Source organism: uncultured Tenacibaculum sp., from assembly GCF_947495995.1.
Lineage (GTDB): Bacteria > Bacteroidota > Bacteroidia > Flavobacteriales > Flavobacteriaceae > Polaribacter.
Genome location: NZ_CANMAX010000001.1, coordinates 470,039 through 489,823 on the forward strand (window position 1 = coordinate 470,039; position 19,785 = coordinate 489,823).

A 19,785-nucleotide genomic window follows, 5' to 3' on the forward strand; every position below is an offset into this window, starting at 1 on the left:
CACTATAAAGTTTAAAAGGCTATTGATGTTTATCAATAGCCTTTTTTATTATTTCGGTTGATTGGTTTCTTATTAATTTTTAATATACTTTTCTACTGCTACAGCTTCCTTAGAATCGTTTTTAAACCTTAAATAATACATTCCGCTTGATAAACCTTCAATAGAACCATAACCATCTATTAATTTAATCGTACGAATTAAAGCGCCACTTACATCAACAACATCAATTGTCTGTAATTTTAAAAGATAATTGTTGTGTATTACTAATCTTCCATCACCAATGTTGTATTTTAAAATCGGAATATTACTTTTTTCTATAACATCTTCTGTTACACTCAATGTACTTTGTGCTCCAGAAAACTTAACTTCTGCTAATCCCATAGACTGAAAAGCACTATTAAAAGGATTTAAAACAGCAAACTTTACTAGCCTTACTCCTTCCTTTTTAACATCGAAATTTTGAGCAAAATTACCTCCAGGATAAATAGCAATTTTAGTTGCATAGGTAAAATCATCAATATCATCTGTAGTTGATGTGTAAATTTCTATATCCCTTAGCCCAGTTTTAACCGATTGTGCAGGGCTATTCCAGTTCCATAAATGTACCTGGTCAATATCTTTTGCTTCTCCTAAATCAAAAATAATTTCACCAGAAGTATTACCTCTTTCTGTAAACCACATATTACTTTCATCTTCATCGTGCGGAGTTCCTGGTGTTATATCACTTGTTGAAAAACCTGTATTATTAATTAAGTTATTTGCTATAGACGGATCTTTTTCAGTTGGAAAACTTAATATTGAAGCAGGTGAAAATAAACCTTCTTTATCGCCTGCAAAATCATGAAATGTTAACTTCGGATTCTTAATTTCTAACGGATACGCATTTGACAAAATACCTTGATCGTTAAAAAAGTTATGAATTCTATTCATGATACTTGCAAACCATTCAGATTTATCTGCAAAACCATGAACCTGCTCACTACCTAACCATAAACTTGCTGGTACTCCTTTATAATGTAAATACTGAACCATTTGGTGTGCCTCTGATACTCTTCCATCATTAGTTCCTGAAAAACATATTACTGGAGGAAAATCTGAACCATACACTTTATGCGAAATAGGATCTGTTAACTTTGCAATCTCTTCTCCCCAATCTGCTTTTATTTCGTTATAATCATCTGTTGGTATTTTTATAGCCGGATCTATTAAAAAGAACGCATTTGGTTTTGAAGAAACACTTAGGTCATCATTAGGATCATCTAGTCCTTCAGATAAAAAAGTAGACATTGCAATATGCGATCCTGCAGAAGCTCCAGCTGCTGAAATTTCATTCGGATCAATTCCTAACATATCGCTATTAGATCGTACCCAACGCATGGCACTTCTCGCATCTAAAACACAACTCTCTACACTTCCGTAGGTATAAGAAACAGATATTGCAACCATTCCTTGAGACGCTAAATAATTACACCAGGGAAACATTTGAAAATATGATCCAGACACCCAGCTACCACCATGAAACATTACAATCGCTTTCCTATTATCAGTATTCGTCCATGATTCAGGATAATATACTCGTAAACTAACATCTTTTCCATCAGTTTGCTTGTACACAAACTCTTGAAAAGTAGTATCATTGATCTTAGGAGTTATAATCATTTTAACCGTCGCAGTAAAACCACCTTCTTCAGTAGTTACACTAAGTATTACTTCACCTACAGCCAATGCTTTTACCAATCCGTTTGCATCTATAGTAGCTATGCTTTCATCACTTGATGACCATATGTAGTTTTTATTAATAGCATTAGACGGTCTAATAATTGGCGGCAATAGCAATAATTCACTTCCTTGATCTATAGTTAAAAACTTTTGTTCTTCAGCAACAAAAACACCTGTTACCGCTACTGTATTATCTGCTTCTGCTAAAACAGTAATATTACTTTCTGCCTTAAATCCTCCATCTTCAGTAACAGCTTTAATAGTTACACTTCCTGTGGTTAAGAAAGTTAATTTTCCCGTTGCATCTACAGTTGCTATTGATTCATCGCTAGAAGTCCAAGTAACATTTTTATTGGTTGCATTTGTTGGTTGAATAATTGGAAATAACTGTAGTTCTTTATTTTTTTCTATAGCTATATTTTCTTGATCTTCATTAAAAGTCACCGAAGTAACAGCTACAGTTACACCAGTATTAATTTCGAATCCTTCTTTAATCCATCTATTAATTTCAATAGCTGTGTATTCATTTTTCCAATTATGCATATTTAACTTACGAAGATTCTTGTAAAACGCTTCTAAAGAATCTAATCCCAAAACTTCAGTAATATATCGTTCAAAAGATCTATCAGGATCTACATAATTTGGCAATGTAGTATTGGTAACCTCTTCCGACGTTTTATCTTTCCAATCGGCAATACTTTGCAAATCTCTTTCAATATATAACGATGGTATTGTACTCTGACCAGAGTACGTGTTTCCTGAAAACACTAAATCTTCTGAAGTAAAAGTTCTATTGACAAAAACATGCTTTGAACGATCGTGAGTATTGTGGACAATGTTATCACTTAAAGTACTGTTTGTAAATTCACTTCTATCTAAATAAATGTAATTGGTCGATTTTAAATTGTATAGTGTATTATTTTCAATTTGTACATCTTTATTCTCTCCTCTTAAATACATTCCAACTCCAAAATGAGAAGCTTCATTTACATTTTGATGTACAATAAAATTATCTTTAAAAATTCCATTTTCCCAATCATCAATTTCAATAGCCCAACCTAAAGTTCTATTTGTTTGTTTAGATTCTCCTAACGAATTAAATACATTATCATTTACCAATAAGTTTTTAAATCGATAAGCACCTGTACGCACATTACCTCCTAACGAAATTCCTATTTCGCAATCGTAATAGAAGTTGTTTGTAATGGTAATATCTGTACTACTTCCTTCTCCTTTATTCGCTGTAAATTTTGTTCCAATACTACTTGGTCTGTAAAAAGAATTACCGTCAAATACTGTATTTTTTACGGAACTAAAATATAAATTGTGATTAAAAATAGTAGCCTGACCTCCATTCTGATCATTATTACCTGCTAACGATTTTTGGTACCATCCGTTATGATCAAAAATATTTTCTTCTAAAGTTATATCATTTACCTGATTTGTAAAAATACCCGATGAATGGCTATCAGCGGCATAACTATCAAAGAACAAGTTTCTTCTTAATCTAATATTGGTAACTCCACCTAATTCTTTAGACGAAATATTACAACCTTCTGTAAAACGGAAAGCACAACCTTCTACTAAAACATCATTTACAGTTCCTGCAGATGCTGCATATATAAAAAAGCCAGGAATATTTCCTTTAAATGAAGTAAACTCAATATCGTTTGGATCACTTTTCTTTGCGTAAAAATCAATTCCTATTACGTAAAAATGATTCAATTCCCCTAAACTTCTAAATCCTATTTTTCCATCTAATAAAATTAAAGGCAATTCTTTTGAAGTTCCGTAAGTTGCATACACAAAAGGAGCTGTAGCTGATGCTCCACTTTTTGGTTCTAATGTTTCTGTAAAAGTATTTCCTCTTTTTAAAAGAATCCACGCTGCCTCACCGTTGGTAACATTTGTTAGTGCTGCTTTTACTGTTTTAAATGCTTTTATTGATGCACTTGGTAAAAAAGGATCAGCACCTACTACTCCATCAGTATGAACATATACTTCGGCGGAATCGTCGTCTCCTTCTTCGCTACTAACATATATAATTTTAGAAGCATTTTCGGGATTTAATTTCGTCCAACCATTACTATCTATGGTTTGTGAAAAAAGATGAAAGCTATTAATAAACAATATTAAACAGCTAATTTTTGATAAAAGTTTCATTGGGATTATTAATAATTTGATTCCACAAGAATAAAGCATGGCAGATTAACGTATTACCCTGTTTTCAGTGAAATTATCTACAAGTACATACGCCATTATACAAGACAAAAAAACCGCAACTAATATGAAGTAGTTGCGGCATTATCCAGTTTAAAACATTAGATAAAATTATTTTTTAATCATTTTTTTGCTTGAAATAACTTTACCTGTTTTATTATAAATTTTTATGATATAATATCCTTTCGGAATTTCTGAAATATCAACTGGTTGTTTTACATTTTCTATTTGCTTTACTAAAGCTCCAGATTGATTATATAATTTCACTTTTGAAACCTCATCAGCATTTGAAACTCTTAAAACATTAGTCATAGGATTTGGAAACAGAGTGACTTCTACATTCTCATTATTTGTAGTATTGGCAACACTTCCATAAGTTAGATTTAATTTTGCAGAAGCTACTGTAGCATTCTCTTTTGAAGCAAAAGCAAAATCGTTACCTCCACTTAAACTTAAAATTAAACTCAATTGATCTTCTGTAATTTTAGAAGCATCTAAAGGAATTGTTACTACTTTAGCAACTCCAAAAGAAGTATTTACCTGACCAAGAACATCGTTATTATTAGGTTTATTCGCATTTGAAAGCGATGTCTCTGTCCAATTAGAATTCGAACCTTTATGAACAGTTAATGCTCCGCTACCAGCATCTGAATACACTGTAAAAGTTAACGAAGCTTTTTTCACTACTCCTGAAACAGCAGAAAGATTAAACAATAAATATCCAACTCTTTTTCCACTTTCTATACGAATCATGTCAGAATTAAAATTCTTTCCATTTTGTAAATATGAATCATGAATCGGACTCAATTCTAAGTCTTGATCTAAAATTTGTTCAGCTTTCACAATTACTTTATCTAAATTATACAAATAACCTGTAGCTCCTTTAAACACTAACTTTAAAGCTTTCGTTCCAGAAGTTAATCGAACACTTACACTGTACTTCTGGTAATTGTGCCAAGTATTATTTACCGGAATAGCAACACTACCTACAGAAATACCATCATCTAAAACTTCTATTTCTCCTCCAACTCCATTACTTGACGCGTAAAATTCAAACAAATAATCTCCTGTATTACCAACATTCACATTGTAAGAAACAGTGTCTCCGTTTTTAATGAAACCTAGATTTTGACCTGTTGAATTTGGCGTATTTTCAATTTTTACACTTCCTGATTTGCTCGAATAATCTTCAGCTTCAAAATTTCCTGGTAATTGAATAGCTGCACTTACTCCTTTTACTTCTATTGAAACAGAATTTGATGTTGTTGTAGCTCCATCATTATCTGTTGCTTTTGCAGTAATTTCATAGTTTCCTGTTTGAGCTATCGTTACAGAAGTGTTGTAAGGAGCTGTATTCTCAGTTGCTATTAAGTTTCCATTTGAAAAGAATTCAACTTTAGCAATATTCCCGTCTGAATCAGAAGCGTTTGCTGATAATTGTATCGGCTCATTAACAGTAAACTCATTACCATTTGCTGGCGAAGTAATTGAAACTTGAGGTGCTTGATTATTTCCACCACAATCTACTAATACCTCAGCAGGACCAACACCTGTTGGCTTTGTATATGTTTTTGATAACACAAACTTATCCATTTCAAAACCATCTTCTCTCATTGAAAATGAAATTGTATGAATACCTGCCGTAGGAACGTTGATAAAAATCTTTTGCGGTTCTCCACAATGATTAGCACCAGTTCTCTGCTTACTTTCCCAAGTCCAAGCATTTTTACCAGTACACCACTGCATTCTTTGTCCAGATTCTGGCCATGTTCCGTCAATACCAACATGAACACCATTATCTTCTGATCCTGTAGAATGAGCTCTTACCCAAACAAAGTATTTACCAGGGGTTGTAAACTTTACTCTATAATTAATAATCGCAACTTGACCTGGTGTATTTGAAAAACTTTCTCCGTTAACTAAAGGATCTCCGTGTGTAACTCTAGTATCAGGTAAAATCTCTAAATATCCACTTTCACTAGCTCCGTTTGTATGTAAAGCATCTGGATCTGGACCCGGTAAATTACTATCTGTATTCTTATACCATTGTCTTTTCCCAGTTTTAGATTGACTTAGAAAATGCTCTGCCTCAACAGCAACTACTCCATTTTGTTCTAAAGCAGCACAATCTCCGTCACCTCCGCCAGTATCTCCACCACCGTTTTTATTGGTAATTAAAGCTACCCAATCGTTATTATCTGGTGCAACTAAATTATTTCCTAAAGTTTGTTTCGCTGATAAATTACCTCCAGATCTTGGATTAAACCATTGTACATTGTATTTATTATTTCCTGTTGGTAAACTTAAACCAGTTGAACCTCCATTTGGTCTGTAAACCGCATAAACTTCACTAGCTTTTGCAAATACAAAATCTCCATTATCATTAGTTACACCATCGGCACTAATCATATCAATTAAATAAGATTGTAAGTTTTTATTAAAGAAATCTAGCGCATAGCTACCTTCTTTATATTTCTTACCTCTTTTTCTATGATCGTTACCATTAATATCTCCATCATCATTTAAATAACCACTGTAGTATTCAACTCCAGCTCCACCAGCTAATAAAGTACCCCAAAGCACTTTCTTTCTTACATCTTTATCAGATACACGAATTCCTTGTGAAGCAGAACCTTGCTCATCATTTGCAACTACCCATTTTTTTCCAGAAGCTCTAGATTTATTTAACCAGTTAATTACATCGTTATGAATTGAATTCTGATTCGATTGTAAAGATGCTCCTGTTAAATCTGATGCGTTTCCTAAAAGCGGAGTATAACGTTGATCTTTTTCTCCTGGATATGTATGAATAACAATATTATGATTGTATGGATCTAATTGCTTTATATAAGTCGCTGTGGCTTTTACCACATTATTAGGCAAAGTAGTTTCTTCAGTAATATTCCAGTTTAGTGCTAAGTGGTGAGAAAATCTAGCAATTAACTCTCTATAATACAGTTTTCGTTGCCTACCAAAAGTATTACCATCCATCTTATTATCATTCTCTGTTTCCATTGTTTTAAAATGAAGATAAATACCTTTTTGATCTGCATACTGCATCACTTTTTCCCATTGCGCCATTTTAGAAACATCGAAACGATCTTTGTGTACTTTATTCCACTGTTGCGATCTTCCTGTGTTTCCATATTCTTGCAAAGAAACTTTTAAAATATGAGGAAAAACAGCACCACAATCTCCACTAGTATTCCAAGTTAAAAACGACATTACGTTCGCTCCTTGGTTATGCAGATAGTTTACCATTCCTAAAATTTCTGTTCCTTTACCATTAGCCCAAGTATAAGAACTTGCGTCACTTGCCACATAATCTTGTTGATGAGGTTGCCAAGTTTTACTTCCAATTTTATTTAAGTTGTTCGTATAACTTGGTGTAGCATCAAAATCAACATAATTAAACGCATTTTCTGGAGAATCGGCACCAGCTTTTACAAACCATTTTCCATTCGGATTTTGAGGATTGGTTCCTGTATGCTTTAAATAATGTTCACCTATGTACTGTAATCTTCCTAAATCTTTATTTCGAAAATCTCTTCCGGTTTTGTTAGATTCAGTAATAGTTAAGTTTCCTGAAGTACCATCCATAAATCCAGCACTAGTTCCGCCACCATTTATAGCTACATCTGTACCTTTTTTGAAGGAAGCAGTCCAACTCCATTGACCGGTTTGATCTGGTGCAAAATGAACTCTCCATTTATTTCCAGATGAACAGCTATTATTTTCGGCATTTCCGCAGGCAGCGAAAAAACCAGGAACAGTGTATGATCTATTGCTTGAATTATGAGTAAAAGTTACTTCTAATCTATAATCTGAAAACGGATTAGGATTTGCGGTTTCAGAAGTATTGGGTCCGTTAAATGTTAATGATATCTTATGCCATCTCTTAAGCTCTCCTGAAGTAGTTTGAGCATAACCAATAGCAATAATGAAGAAAGCAAGCAGAAAGCTTCTTACATCAATTAGTTTCATGATTTTTTGTTTTAAAAAGTCTTTTAAATATGGTTGTTTAGTAACCTATTATGAAGAAATAGGGGAATCAAAAAAAATAGGAAGCACAAACAGTTACACAATAAAACTGTTGTTTAACTATGTAGAAATAGTTAATATATATACTTGTTTATGTTTGTTCGGGGTTTTAGGGGACTGTTTATTTCTTGGTATTTTCTTAGGGGATCTTTTTTGTTATCTGAGAAGATAACTTGCGGTTGAAGTTTGTTTTTTACGTTTTCATTACACTCTGATTTTAATTAGATTAATATTTGGATTTATAAGTTAACGTAAAAAAACAAAAACTCGTATAGCTACGAGTTTTTTGTATAAAAGTTTGAGTAAATTTTATTGATGCTTACCTTTATTCCAACCATGTTTTCCAAGATATTGTTCTCCACTCTCCACTGCTCCATCTTCAATACTTGTTCCCATAGAATCATTCCATCTGTTTAAGTATCCGAATAAAGAAATCACTCCTAACATCTCTACGATTTCACCTTCGTCCCAGTACTTGTAAAGTTCTGTTTTTATAGTTTCATCTACACTATTAGGAATAATAGATGCTGCTAAAGAAAAATCTAATGCAACTCTTTCTGCATCACTAAAAGCTGGGTGAGTTTTATAATCCCAAATATTATCTAATTTCTCTTGTTCTGCTCCATAACGTTCAGCAGCTCGAATAGCATGAGCTTGGCAATATCTACAACCTGTAGCATTACTACTTACCCAAGCAATCATTCTTTTTAAAGCAGATGTTACACGACCATGATTTGCCATTACAGCTTTATTCAAATTAATAAAAGCCTTTGAAATATCTGGTCTTCTTTGCATTGTAAGTACAGAGTTAGGGCAAAATCCTAATGTTTCGTTATAAAAATCCGACAACCTTTTTGTTTCCTCATCATGATTAGGATCTAATGGCGTTACTAATGGCATAATTTGTTTTTTATTTAAGTAATTTTGTAATTTAATACAAGAAACGAAAAAAAACGCAAATGGCATCAAATATAGTAACCACAGAGTGGAAGAAAAATTTATTATTTAAGAGTGATAATCCTAACGGAGCAACAATATTAATGGATACTTCTTTTGAAAATGGAGGTAATGAAGTTGGAGCTTCTCCTAAAGCACTAATGTTATCTTCTTTAGCTGGATGTTCTGGCTTAGATGTGGTTAAGATTGCTGAAAAAATGAGAGTTACTTTTGATGATTTAAAAATTGTAGTTGAAGCTTCTTTAACAGAAGAACATCCTCGTTTTTACGATAATGTACATGTAAAGTATCTTTTTGAGGGTAACAATTTAGATCAAGATAAACTAACTAAAGTAGTAAACTTATCTATTGAGAAATATTGTGGAGTTATGGAAATGTTTCGTCAGTTTGCAAAAGTAACTACAGAAATAGTTTTTCAATAATTAACTCGATTTTCTTCAATGAAATGGACCTTAAAGCCTAAACCAGATATCGCTGTAGTACATTCTTTAGCTAATGATTTAAATATTGATATCAAATTAGCTGAAATCTTAGTTCAAAGAGGAATCAAAACTTTTGATGAAGCAAAACACTTCTTTAGACCTTCTTTAGATGATCTTCACGATCCTTTTCTAATGCAAGATATGCAAGTAGCTGTTACTCGAATAACTAAAGCCATAGAAAATGGTGAAAAGGTTTTAATTTATGGTGATTATGATGTAGACGGAACTACTTCTGTTTCATTGATGTATTCGTATTTAAAACATATTCATCCGTATTTAGCGACTTATATTCCTGATAGATATAATGAAGGTTACGGAATTTCATTTACAGGAATTGATTTCGCCCATGACAATGAGTTTACTTTAATAATAGCTCTTGATTGTGGAATTAAAGCTATTGAAAAAGTTGCTTATGCTACTGAAAAAGGAATTGACTTTATTATTTGTGATCATCATAAACCTGGAGATCAAATACCTGATGCAATTGCCGTATTAAATCCTAAACGGGTAGATTGTCATTATCCTTACAAGGAACTTTGTGGTTGCGGAGTTGGATTTAAGTTAATACAAGCTATTGCTCAGCAAAAAGGAGAAACTATTGATGATTTATTACCATATCTAGATTTGGTAGTTACTGCAATTGGAGCAGATATCGTTCCAATGACTGGCGAAAATAGAATTTTAGCTTATTATGGTTTAAAAGTTATAAATACATCTGCTAGAATTGGAATTCAAGCTTTAACTCAGCATTTAAACAAGAAAGAACTTTCTATATCTGATGTAGTTTTTATTATAGCACCCAGAATTAATGCAGCAGGAAGAATTAAACATGCTAGTTATGCTGTAGACTTATTAATTTCTGAAAATCTTGATTTAGCTAAAGATATTGCAAAAGAGATAGAAGAGTTTAATGCGCATAGAAAAGAACTAGATCAAGAAATTACACAAGAAGCATTAATTCAGATTCAAAATAATAATGAAACTGACACTTATACAACCACAGTGTATCATGAAGATTGGCATAAAGGCGTAATCGGAATTGTTGCTTCTCGACTTACAGAAACCTATTACCGACCTACAGTAGTGTTTACCAAAAGTGGTGAGTTTTTAACGGCCTCTGCAAGATCTGTTAAAGGTTTTGATGTTTATAATGCTTTGGATGCTTGTTCAGAATTTATTGAACAGTTTGGTGGACATAAATATGCAGCTGGTTTATCTATAAAACCTGAAAACTACGAGAACTTTAAATTAAAATTTGAAGAGACCGTTAAGAATACCATTGAAAAAGAGTTATTAGAACCTGAAATTGAAATTGACGCCGAATTACATCTCAGTAATATTTCTCCAAAATTCTATAGAATTATTAATCAAATGGCTCCTTTCGGACCTTTAAATAAAAGGCCTGTTTTTCAGTCCAGTTCTGTTAGAGATAATGGCTACGGAAAACAAGTTGGTCAAGATAAAACACACCTAAAACTTACTGTTTTTCAAGGAAATCCTAAAAACTGTATTGGTGCTATTGGTTTTAGTCTTGGAGATAAAATAGAAAATGTTCAGCAAGAATTTGATATTGTATATCAACTTGATGAAAACACTTGGAATGGAAACACCTCAATTCAACTACAATTAAAAGATTTAAAATAGCTTATTTAGATTAAATAAAAATAAATTATATTTGTTTCATAAAACAACAACTATGGAGCAAGTAAAAACGATTTACACAAATGATATTGGAATATCTTTTCAATGGGTTAATTCAAAATCAGAACTAACACAAATAGTTTTCCGAGATGTAGGATTTCATTTAACCTTAACTGAAATTGAATCTTTTTTAGATTTTACTATTGATGCTAAAATGCAAAATCGATGTAGAGAATGTAAAATGGGTGATAATTGTAGATCTTTATTATTACGAACTCCTTCCAATAGAGTTAGCTTAGCTGTTTCTATGGTTGATTTAGGTCAAATCGAAGATTTATTAAAAGGAACTCTTTTCCAATTAAAATTCAATGACTACATCGAAGAAATTTGTAGAAACTAAATAAAAAAACAGCTTAGGTTGATATACTATCAACCCAAGCTGAACGGATATATAAAAACAATCAATCACTTAAATAATTTAAGTAAAAAGAAAGTCTTTCTTAATTATTCTCCTTTAAATTGAAAAGACTCTGTTTTTCTGTCACCCACAGTTCCATGCGCTACAGTTATTGTAAACAGTGGATATTTCCCTTCTTTAATCTCGATTATTTTAGGATTATAAACACCTTCTATTTTGTATAATTTACTACCCGAATATCCATCTCCATCTGGACTAACTGATATTAAATAACTATCCAAAGATTCATCAGTTCCTGAAATAGCTTTTCCTTTTGAAATTTTAGAATCTGAAAATTTATAAACAGCTAGAAATAAACTTTTACTGAATAAATCTTTGTGTAATGGTTTCTCATTATACATTCTAGAGAATATATAATTCATTTTTACCTCTGAATTAGATAAATCATATTTTTGCTGTGCATTACTTCCTAAAACAGTACCTAAAACTGCGATTAAAAAAAATCTTTTCATTGTACTTTAATTATATGTGCATTTTTAAAATAGCCTAAGCTAACTTTTACATCTGCCTAGGCTTATATAAAAACAATTAATTATTCAAGCTGTATTTTATTGATATAATTTTATTATTCAAAGTATTGAACTTAACAATAATTGATGCTCCCACTTCTCTATCTTTTAAGATTATTAATTTTCCTCCTTCATTATCAGTAGTATCAATAAAGTTTTGAAATTTTGGATCTGTAATTGAATCTCCAATATTAAAAGTTGTAGACTTAAAAACTAAACCTGATCTTTTTAATTCAAAGCTTTCTAAATCATAACTCCCATCTTCATCTTCATCGCTGAAATTAAAAGTATAAAACTCGTTCTTTAAGCTTTTTATCTCGTATCCTAAATCAGATTGACTAACCGTTAAGCTTTCATTCATTAAAGTTTCTAAACTACTCTCTTGAGCATTCGTCTCTACAATTTGATTAAAAGCCACTCCTTTTACCAATAAGCCTGGATAATCTCCTTGCTGAATTTCATTATTATCAGCTACAATAGATAATTGATTCTGACTATTTGCTGCGTAATTAAACGCTAATACAATGATTAAAATTTTTATTACTTTCATATTACTTCTATTTAGTTAACACAAGGTTGTTCTACTACTCCTGTATTCTTATTAATTTTTGTTTTTAAATGATCTAAAGGATCAACAGTTCTACCGTTTTCTTTTACTTTTACATGTACATGCGACTCTGTAAATCCGCTTTGAATTGCACTTCCTAAATTACCAGAAGTTCCTTGATATCCTACAATATCACCTCTTCTAACTCTTCCCACAGCTCTATTTCCTTCTTGTAAATGGAAATACTGAACCAAAATGTCTTTTCCATCTACTCTTGAAGAAATAGCAACAATATATCCTGCATTTGGAAAATGATGCCTTGTTACATTTCCATCATATAAAGCAAAAACTGGACTTCCATAACTATTTTTTAAATCTACTCCTCCGTGAAACTTTGGTATTAAACCATTTCCATGTGGATTTCTCTTTTTTCTTGTATTTCCAAACATTCCTCCTCTAGTTCCTGAATTTCTTTGTGGTGCAATCTGTGGATTCGTAATTGGATCTCCATCACAAGGCTTTTTAACACAGTTTCCATTTTTATCTCTGGTTTGTCCATCACCACAAGGTTGTGGTAAAGAACTTCCACCTCCTCCACTAGTTGAATCATCATTCACATCTCCATTTGACACACCTATACCATATGCTGTAAAAAGGTGAATTGGGCTAGTAGAAAATACATGTGTATTAGTACTTCCTCCAACCGTAACTTCATCTAACCTATTACTACAAAACTCAGAATTTGGATCAAGAGATTCATCACATTCTCCATTAACATTCGACTGAAAAAAAGTGAATAGTGGTAAAATACCAGCCTCTTGTACTTTTTCTCGTACTGCCAAACGGTGAGAGATTTTCCCTTCAGTTATTTTGTAAGCGTCGAAAAATGTTCCATCATAATTATGATAAAAAATCTTTCCTTGCTTTAATCTACCGTCTGAATACACTACTGTTTCTTGGGTAGTTTCAATAAATGAAAATTCTTGACCATTTACACTGTAGAAAATCAATCTACTTTTAAAAGGCATCGACACATTCAAATCAACAGATACATTAGTTAGTAAAGCATCTGTAAAATCAAGGTCAACTTGATTTAAAGTCTTCCAATCAGGAGTAATTTCTAAACCTTCTTGTTTCCTCGAGAAATAATTATCAGATTCTTCTTTACTATTAGATTTAGCGTTAAAAATCTGTTTAGCCCGAAAAAGAGAAACCGTTTCGAACTGTAAATCATTATTAGGTTCGAATTCTAATTCTTCATCATTGCAATTTGCAAAAAATAAAACTACCCCTAAAAAACATAGGAATAGTTTCACATAACTTAATTTTTCTTTTAGCATTTTTTTAAATTTTTACTTTTTCAAGACAAAAGTACTTATGGTAAAAGTAATATGAGTACGGGTAGCCCACACTTTTAGTGTGGGAAATCCGCATTTTTTTATTTTTCCTTAATTAGATATAAATAAACAGGATAGTGATCACTATATCCTCCAGAATACTGTCCGTTTGAAAAACTTCTGAATGGATACCCTTTATATCTTCCTTGTTTTTGCATTAAAAAACGTTTATTAAAGATTCCTGATTTAAACATTTTATAACTTGAAAAATCTTTCTTACCATCCTTATTTAATAATGGAGCAGTAAACATGATTTGATCAAAAAGACTTAAATTATCTCTATAAGCAGTAGTATTTAATCCTTTCTCAAACATCTTTTCATAAGGGTTGTATACATCTCCTTCAGCTACATTACTTTTGTCTGCTTTAGTTTTTATAACTTCTTTAAATGATTTGTTCATTGGATCATCATTAAAGTCCCCCATAATAATAATCTTAGCATCTTTATCATTCTCTCTAATCTTCTCCATAATTTGAGTTACTTTAAAAGCAGCTTTTTCTCTTAACGGACTACTTTTAGCTTCTCCTCCTCTTCTAGAAGGCCAGTGATTAACAAGAATATGAACTAATTCATCATCTAAATATCCTGAAACTCGTAAAATATCTCTCGTATAGACTTTCTTATTGTTTGAATAGATATTAGGATTTACAGCTTCGAAATGTATTGGTTTAAAATAACGTTGTTGGTATAATAAAGCTACATCAATACCTCTTTTATCTGGAGAATCGAAATGAATAATACCGTAACGTTGCTTTTTTAAGTGCTTGTTTTTCACTAAATCTTCTAAAACTTGTTTATTTTCAATTTCAGAAACACCTATAATAGCCGGACTAGTTTTTGCTTTCTCTTTACCTAGTTCACTAATTACTTTACCTAGTTTATCAATCTTATCCCAATATACTTGAGATCTATTAGCCTTCAATTCCATCATTGGGCTAAACTCATCATTCTTGGTAACATCATTAATAGTATCAAACAAATTTTCTACATTATAAAATGCTACTGTTCTAATCTTATACGCTTTCTGTGCACTTGTTACAAATATGCTTAATAAGAACACAAACGGTAAAATTATTTTTCTCATGAAATCATTTTTTAACTGCGCAAAAGTATAAACAAAATTCAAGCCAATCATTTAATTGTGTATAATATCTTCAAATGTTAATATTAACTTAACATTAACAGTTTTGAAAAAAACTAAGTTTGCAGGCATTTTTTTTAAAAATTATAAACTTTTATGAAACAATTTATCTTAACAGTATTGTTTTGCTTTACAATCTCTTATGGGGTATTTGGGCAAAATACTGTAAAAGGAGTTGTAAAGGACAGCAACTCAGAAAAGGTATTACAAGGTGTTTCTGTTAGTATTGAGGGGAGAAATGATAGTCAGGTTACTAACACTGACGGAATTTTTACTTTACAAAATTTACCTGACGGAAAATTCATTGTTACCTTAAAGAAAACAGGTTACGAAACTCAAAACTATCCTGTTACGTTATCAGGCAGTGTTGTAGATTTAGGAGACATTTTTATGTATGAAGATGAATTTTCTGACAATCAAGACCTAAGTACTATTATTATTGCAGATGATGAACTAAATGACGACAGCAGTGCTGCCGACAACATTTCTAGTTTATTACAATCTTCTCGTGATGTATACTTACGTGCAGCTGCTTTCGAATTTAGTGCTGCTTTCTTTAGAATTCGTGGTTTAGATTCTGACAATGCTAAGTTATTGATCAATGGAATCGAAATGAACAAACTAGAAACTGGTCGTCCTGAATGGGCAAACTGGGGTGGTTTAAACGATGTATTAAGAAATCAGGAGTTTACTAATGGTTTAGCACCTTCAAACTATACATTTGGGGGAGTTTTAGGTTCTACACACATTAGTACAAGAGCATCTCAATACAGAAAAGGAGCTAGAATTTCTTATGCTTCTTCTAACAGAAGTTACAGACACAGAGTAATGGGGACTTACTCTTCTGGATTATTAAAAGACGGTTGGGCTTTTTCTGTTTCTGGTACAAGAAGAGCAGGAAACGAAGGTTTTGTTGACGGAACTTCTTACGATGCTACTTCTTTATTTACATCTATCGAGAAAGTTTTCAACGATAAGCATAGCTTAAACTTAACTTCAATTTTTGCTTCTAACAAAAGAGGGGTTGGTTCTCCAAACACTCAAGAAGTTACAGATTTAAAAGGTATTCGTTATAATTCTAACTGGGGATTCCAAAATGGAAAAATCAGAAACTCTAGAATTAAAGATGTTGAAGAGCCTTTTACAATGTTAAGTCACTACTGGACTATCAACGATAAAGTAAACTTAAATACTAATGTTTCTTATCAATTTGGAAAAATTGGTAGAAGTAGAATTGATTTCAACGGTGGTGAAAATCCTAATCCAGCAAACTTTAGAAACTTACCTAGCTTCTGGATTGACGAAGGTGATTTAACTCAAGCTTTTGAAGCTGAACAACGTTTCTTAAATGATGGACAAATCGATTGGGAAGAAATTTACAGTGCAAATATTAACAACTCTCAACAAGGTATTGATGCAGCCTATGTTTTAAGTGAAGATAGAGTTGATGACGATATTTTTAATGTAAACACAATTTTAAACGCTGATCTTACTGATAACATCACACTTAACGGTAAGTTACAATACACAAGATTAGAATCTGAGCGTTTTGCTAATGTTTTAGATCTTTTAGGAAGTACTACTGGTTATTTAGATATTAATAGATTTGGTTCTATTGGTGATCCTGAAAGACAAAGTGATTTGTTAAACCCAGATAGAATTGTACAAGAAGGTGATCGTTTTAAGTATAACTACATCATAAACTCTCAAGTTATGAATGGTTTCTTACAAGCGCAATTCAAATACAATAAAGTTGATTTCTATGTAGCTGGAGATATTACTAGAACTTCTCACCAAAGAGAAGGTTTATACCAAAGTGGACGTTTTGAGAACAACTCATTAGGAAAATCTGAAAAACAAGACTTTACTACTTTTGGAGCAAAAGCTGGTATTACTTATAAATTATCTGGTAGACATATCTTAGATTTTAATGCTGGATATTTAGAAAAAGCTCCAACAATTAGAAATACATTTACTCAAATTAGAGAGAGTAACTTAATTACTGAAGGATTAGATACTGAAAAGGTATTATCTTTTGATGCTAGTTACATTATAAGATCTCCAAGATTTACTTCTAGAGTTACTGGATATTTCTCTCAAATTACTGATGATATCGATTCTAACTTCTTCTTCTTCCAATCTGATTTATTTGACAGTTTCGTTCAAGAAACAGTTACTGGAGCAGATAAAAGACACATGGGAGTTGAATTAGGTTTCGAATACAAGCTAACACCTACGTTAAACTTAAAAGGTGCTGCTAACATTGGTGAGTACTACTACAGCAATAACCCTGACAATGTTCAGTTCTCTGCTGAAGATACTGAAACTACAAGAGGTCAAGGTTTCGTTGATGGTGTTCAAAATTTCGGAACAACATACTTAAAGAATTATAGATTAAACTCAGGTCCACAAAAAGCATACTCATTAGGTATTGAGTATCGTGATCCAGATTACTGGTGGGTTAGTTTAACTGGTAACTATTTCGATGATACTTACATTGGTGTAAGTCCAGTATTAAGAAGTAGCGCTTTCTTTACTGATAGCGACGGATTACCAATTAACAACTACGATCCTATCGAAGCTAAGAAATTATTAGCACAAGAAGAGTTCGGAGGTTACTTCGTAGCTAATGCAATCGGAGGAAAATCATGGAAAATAAGTAAAGACAACAAATACATTGGATTTACTTTAGGAATTAGTAATATCTTTAATCAGCAGTTTAGAACTGGTGGTTTTGAACAAGCTCGTACTGGAGGGTTCAACCAATTAAGTGAAGATTTCAACAGGTCTCAAAGATTATTTGGTCCAAGATATTGGTTTGGTAGAGGTACAAACTACTTCTTTAACGTTTATTATAGATTCTAAAAAATAAAAAAATACATTTCAATCATGAAAATTAATTCAATTAAAATAATAACTGTAATCTTAGTTACATTATTACTATCGTCTTGTGTAGATGATAACTTTGATGTTCCTACACCTTCAGGTAATGAAGAAAACAGAGAGTTAAGCATTATCTTAGGTAACATTGCAAACGATGTTACTTGGAACTTAGTAACTATTGCAGATCTTAAATCAAGATATAACTCTGGAGATGCTCCTTTATTAATCGAATCTAACGATGTTGTTAAAGGATATGTAGTTTCTTCTGATCGTTCTGGAAACTTCTTCCAAGAGATTTACATTCAAGATGCTGCTGAAAACCCAACAACTGGTATTAAAGTAGTTTTAAACTTAAGAAACAACTACACTAAGTACAATGTAGGTAGAGAAGTTTACGTTTACTTAAACGGTTTATATTTAGGGGAAACTAACTCTGGAGATGGTATTACAACTATCGGTGGAAAAGTAGATGCTGATGATAATAATGAAGTAGATGTAATTAGTGAAAATCAATTAGACGATCACCTTTTCCGTTCTCCAGTAACAGAAACTATCGTTCCTAAAACTATTGAGGTTTCTGCAATTAACAGTGACTTAGTAGGTACTTTTGTTAGAATTGAAGATGCATTTTTCCCTACAGCTTTAGACGGTTTAACTATTGTTGATCCAAACGAAGATTTTGATACGCAAAGAACTTTATCTGCTTGTAATGGATTTGGTTTCTCTGATTTCATTTTAGAAACTAGTTCTTTCTCTAATTTCTCTTCAGTAAAAATGCAATCTCAAACTGGTGGTACTATCGACGGTATCGTAACTAAAGACTTTGGTGGAGATAACTTTGTTATTGTAATTAACGATATCGAAGATATTAGATTCGAAGATTCTTTATGTCAGCCTTTAGATTTAAGTACTTTTACTCCAATCTTTGAAGAGGATTTTGAAACTACTACTGGAACTGGACCTATTACTTTAGCTGGATGGACAAACTACATCGAAGCTGGTTCTCGTTCTTTCACTGGTTATACTGACGGAGATACTAACAGTAGAGCTACTCGTATTGGTTCTTTTAGATCTAACGATGCTTCTTCAATCTCTTGGTTAATTACTCCTGCTATTGATTTAGATGCTACTGCAAATGAATTTTTCTCTTTTGAAAACTCTAACAGTTTTGCTGATGGAAGTGAGTTAGAAATTTTAATTTCTACTGACTGGGATGGAACTGAAGCTAACGTTACTTCTGCTACTTGGGAAGCTTTACCAGCTGCAGTTGTTAGCGATGGTGAATTCTTCAGAAACTGGGTAAGCTCAGGAGATGTTGATTTATCTGCTTATTCTGGAAGTGTTTATATCGCATTCAAATATATTGGAAGTGGAGATGCTGGTTCAGATGGTACTTTCGAAATAGATAACGTTAAGGTTCTTGCTCAATAAGAACTTTTAATCATAAAAGTAAAAAAGTCGAGTTTTAAAACTCGGCTTTTTTTATGCGTTTATATTTCAATTATTTTCTTAAAAAAATCATTAATTAACCTCAAAAAAACATAAGGGTAAGTAGTCAAAAACTAAATATTACTCAACTTTAATTTCAATATCACAAAAACCAAAACTACCACACTGAATATCAGTGTAGTTAAAAATAAAATTAATCAAATTGTTAAAAGTAATCGAGAAAGTCTTCAAAACTTAAGTAATTATGTAGATTTGCAGCATTTCATAACAATTACGTAACATTCTCCAAAATGGAGGTGTTTACTTTTGTCGAGTTTAAT

At 32.0% G+C, this 19,785-nt stretch carries 12 protein-coding genes; 5 read left to right on the forward strand and 7 right to left on the reverse strand.

Translation table 11 applies throughout. The annotated features are described in order from the left end of the window. Positions 1 to 72: 72 nt before the first annotated feature. From Q1A15_RS02140 to Q1A15_RS02150, 3 genes are all read right to left on the reverse strand, one after another. Positions 73 to 3,882: an Ig-like domain-containing protein gene (locus tag Q1A15_RS02140; protein WP_299618029.1), complete on the reverse strand. Its 3,810-nt coding sequence runs from the start codon at positions 3,880 to 3,882 to the stop codon at positions 73 to 75. 168 nt (positions 3,883 to 4,050) lie between these two features. Continuing rightward, positions 4,051 to 7,923 carry a carbohydrate-binding protein gene (locus Q1A15_RS02145; RefSeq protein ID WP_299618032.1) on the reverse strand — a complete coding sequence of 1,291 codons (3,873 nt, stop codon included), beginning with the start codon at positions 7,921 to 7,923 and terminating at the stop codon, positions 4,051 to 4,053. Between the two features lie 366 nt (positions 7,924 to 8,289). Next, entirely contained in the window at positions 8,290 to 8,880 is a 591-nt protein-coding gene (locus Q1A15_RS02150) for a carboxymuconolactone decarboxylase family protein (RefSeq protein WP_299618035.1), read from the reverse strand. Positions 8,881 to 8,939: 59 nt separating this feature from the next. Between Q1A15_RS02150 and Q1A15_RS02155 the strand changes: the two genes are divergently transcribed. From Q1A15_RS02155 to Q1A15_RS02165, 3 genes are read left to right on the forward strand one after another with little or no spacing between them, the layout of a single operon-like run. After that, positions 8,940 to 9,359 carry an OsmC family protein gene (locus Q1A15_RS02155; protein WP_299618038.1) on the forward strand — a complete coding sequence of 140 codons (420 nt, stop codon included), beginning with the start codon at positions 8,940 to 8,942 and terminating at the stop codon, positions 9,357 to 9,359. Between the two features lie 18 nt (positions 9,360 to 9,377). After that, entirely contained in the window at positions 9,378 to 11,063 is a 1,686-nt protein-coding gene (gene recJ / locus Q1A15_RS02160; protein WP_299618041.1) for a single-stranded-DNA-specific exonuclease RecJ, read from the forward strand. A gap of 52 nt (positions 11,064 to 11,115) precedes the next feature. Continuing rightward, positions 11,116 to 11,460, forward strand: coding sequence for a hypothetical protein (locus Q1A15_RS02165; RefSeq protein WP_299618044.1), 345 nt, complete (start codon positions 11,116 to 11,118; stop codon positions 11,458 to 11,460). 104 nt (positions 11,461 to 11,564) lie between these two features. Here the strand turns inward: Q1A15_RS02165 and Q1A15_RS02170 are convergent, their stop codons facing one another. The 4 genes from Q1A15_RS02170 to Q1A15_RS02185 form a co-directional block, all read right to left on the reverse strand. Beyond that, complete coding sequence (locus tag Q1A15_RS02170) at positions 11,565 to 11,990, reverse strand: hypothetical protein (RefSeq protein WP_299618047.1); 426 nt, start codon at positions 11,988 to 11,990, stop codon at positions 11,565 to 11,567. Between the two features lie 76 nt (positions 11,991 to 12,066). Next, complete coding sequence (locus tag Q1A15_RS02175) at positions 12,067 to 12,597, reverse strand: hypothetical protein (protein WP_299618050.1); 531 nt, start codon at positions 12,595 to 12,597, stop codon at positions 12,067 to 12,069. A gap of 11 nt (positions 12,598 to 12,608) precedes the next feature. Further along, positions 12,609 to 13,934, reverse strand: coding sequence for a M23 family metallopeptidase (locus tag Q1A15_RS02180; protein ID WP_299618052.1), 1,326 nt, complete (start codon positions 13,932 to 13,934; stop codon positions 12,609 to 12,611). Between the two features lie 98 nt (positions 13,935 to 14,032). Further along, complete coding sequence (locus tag Q1A15_RS02185) at positions 14,033 to 15,076, reverse strand: endonuclease/exonuclease/phosphatase family protein (RefSeq protein WP_299618055.1); 1,044 nt, start codon at positions 15,074 to 15,076, stop codon at positions 14,033 to 14,035. A gap of 153 nt (positions 15,077 to 15,229) precedes the next feature. On the opposite strand from Q1A15_RS02185, the gene Q1A15_RS02190 reads away from it, so the two are divergent. Further along, positions 15,230 to 17,998, forward strand: a complete 2,769-nt coding sequence (locus Q1A15_RS02190; RefSeq protein WP_299618058.1) for a carboxypeptidase-like regulatory domain-containing protein — start codon at positions 15,230 to 15,232, stop codon at positions 17,996 to 17,998. Positions 17,999 to 18,022: 24 nt separating this feature from the next. Beyond that, positions 18,023 to 19,447, forward strand: coding sequence for a DUF5689 domain-containing protein (locus Q1A15_RS02195; RefSeq protein WP_299618061.1), 1,425 nt, complete (start codon positions 18,023 to 18,025; stop codon positions 19,445 to 19,447). Positions 19,448 to 19,785: the final 338 nt, after the last annotated feature.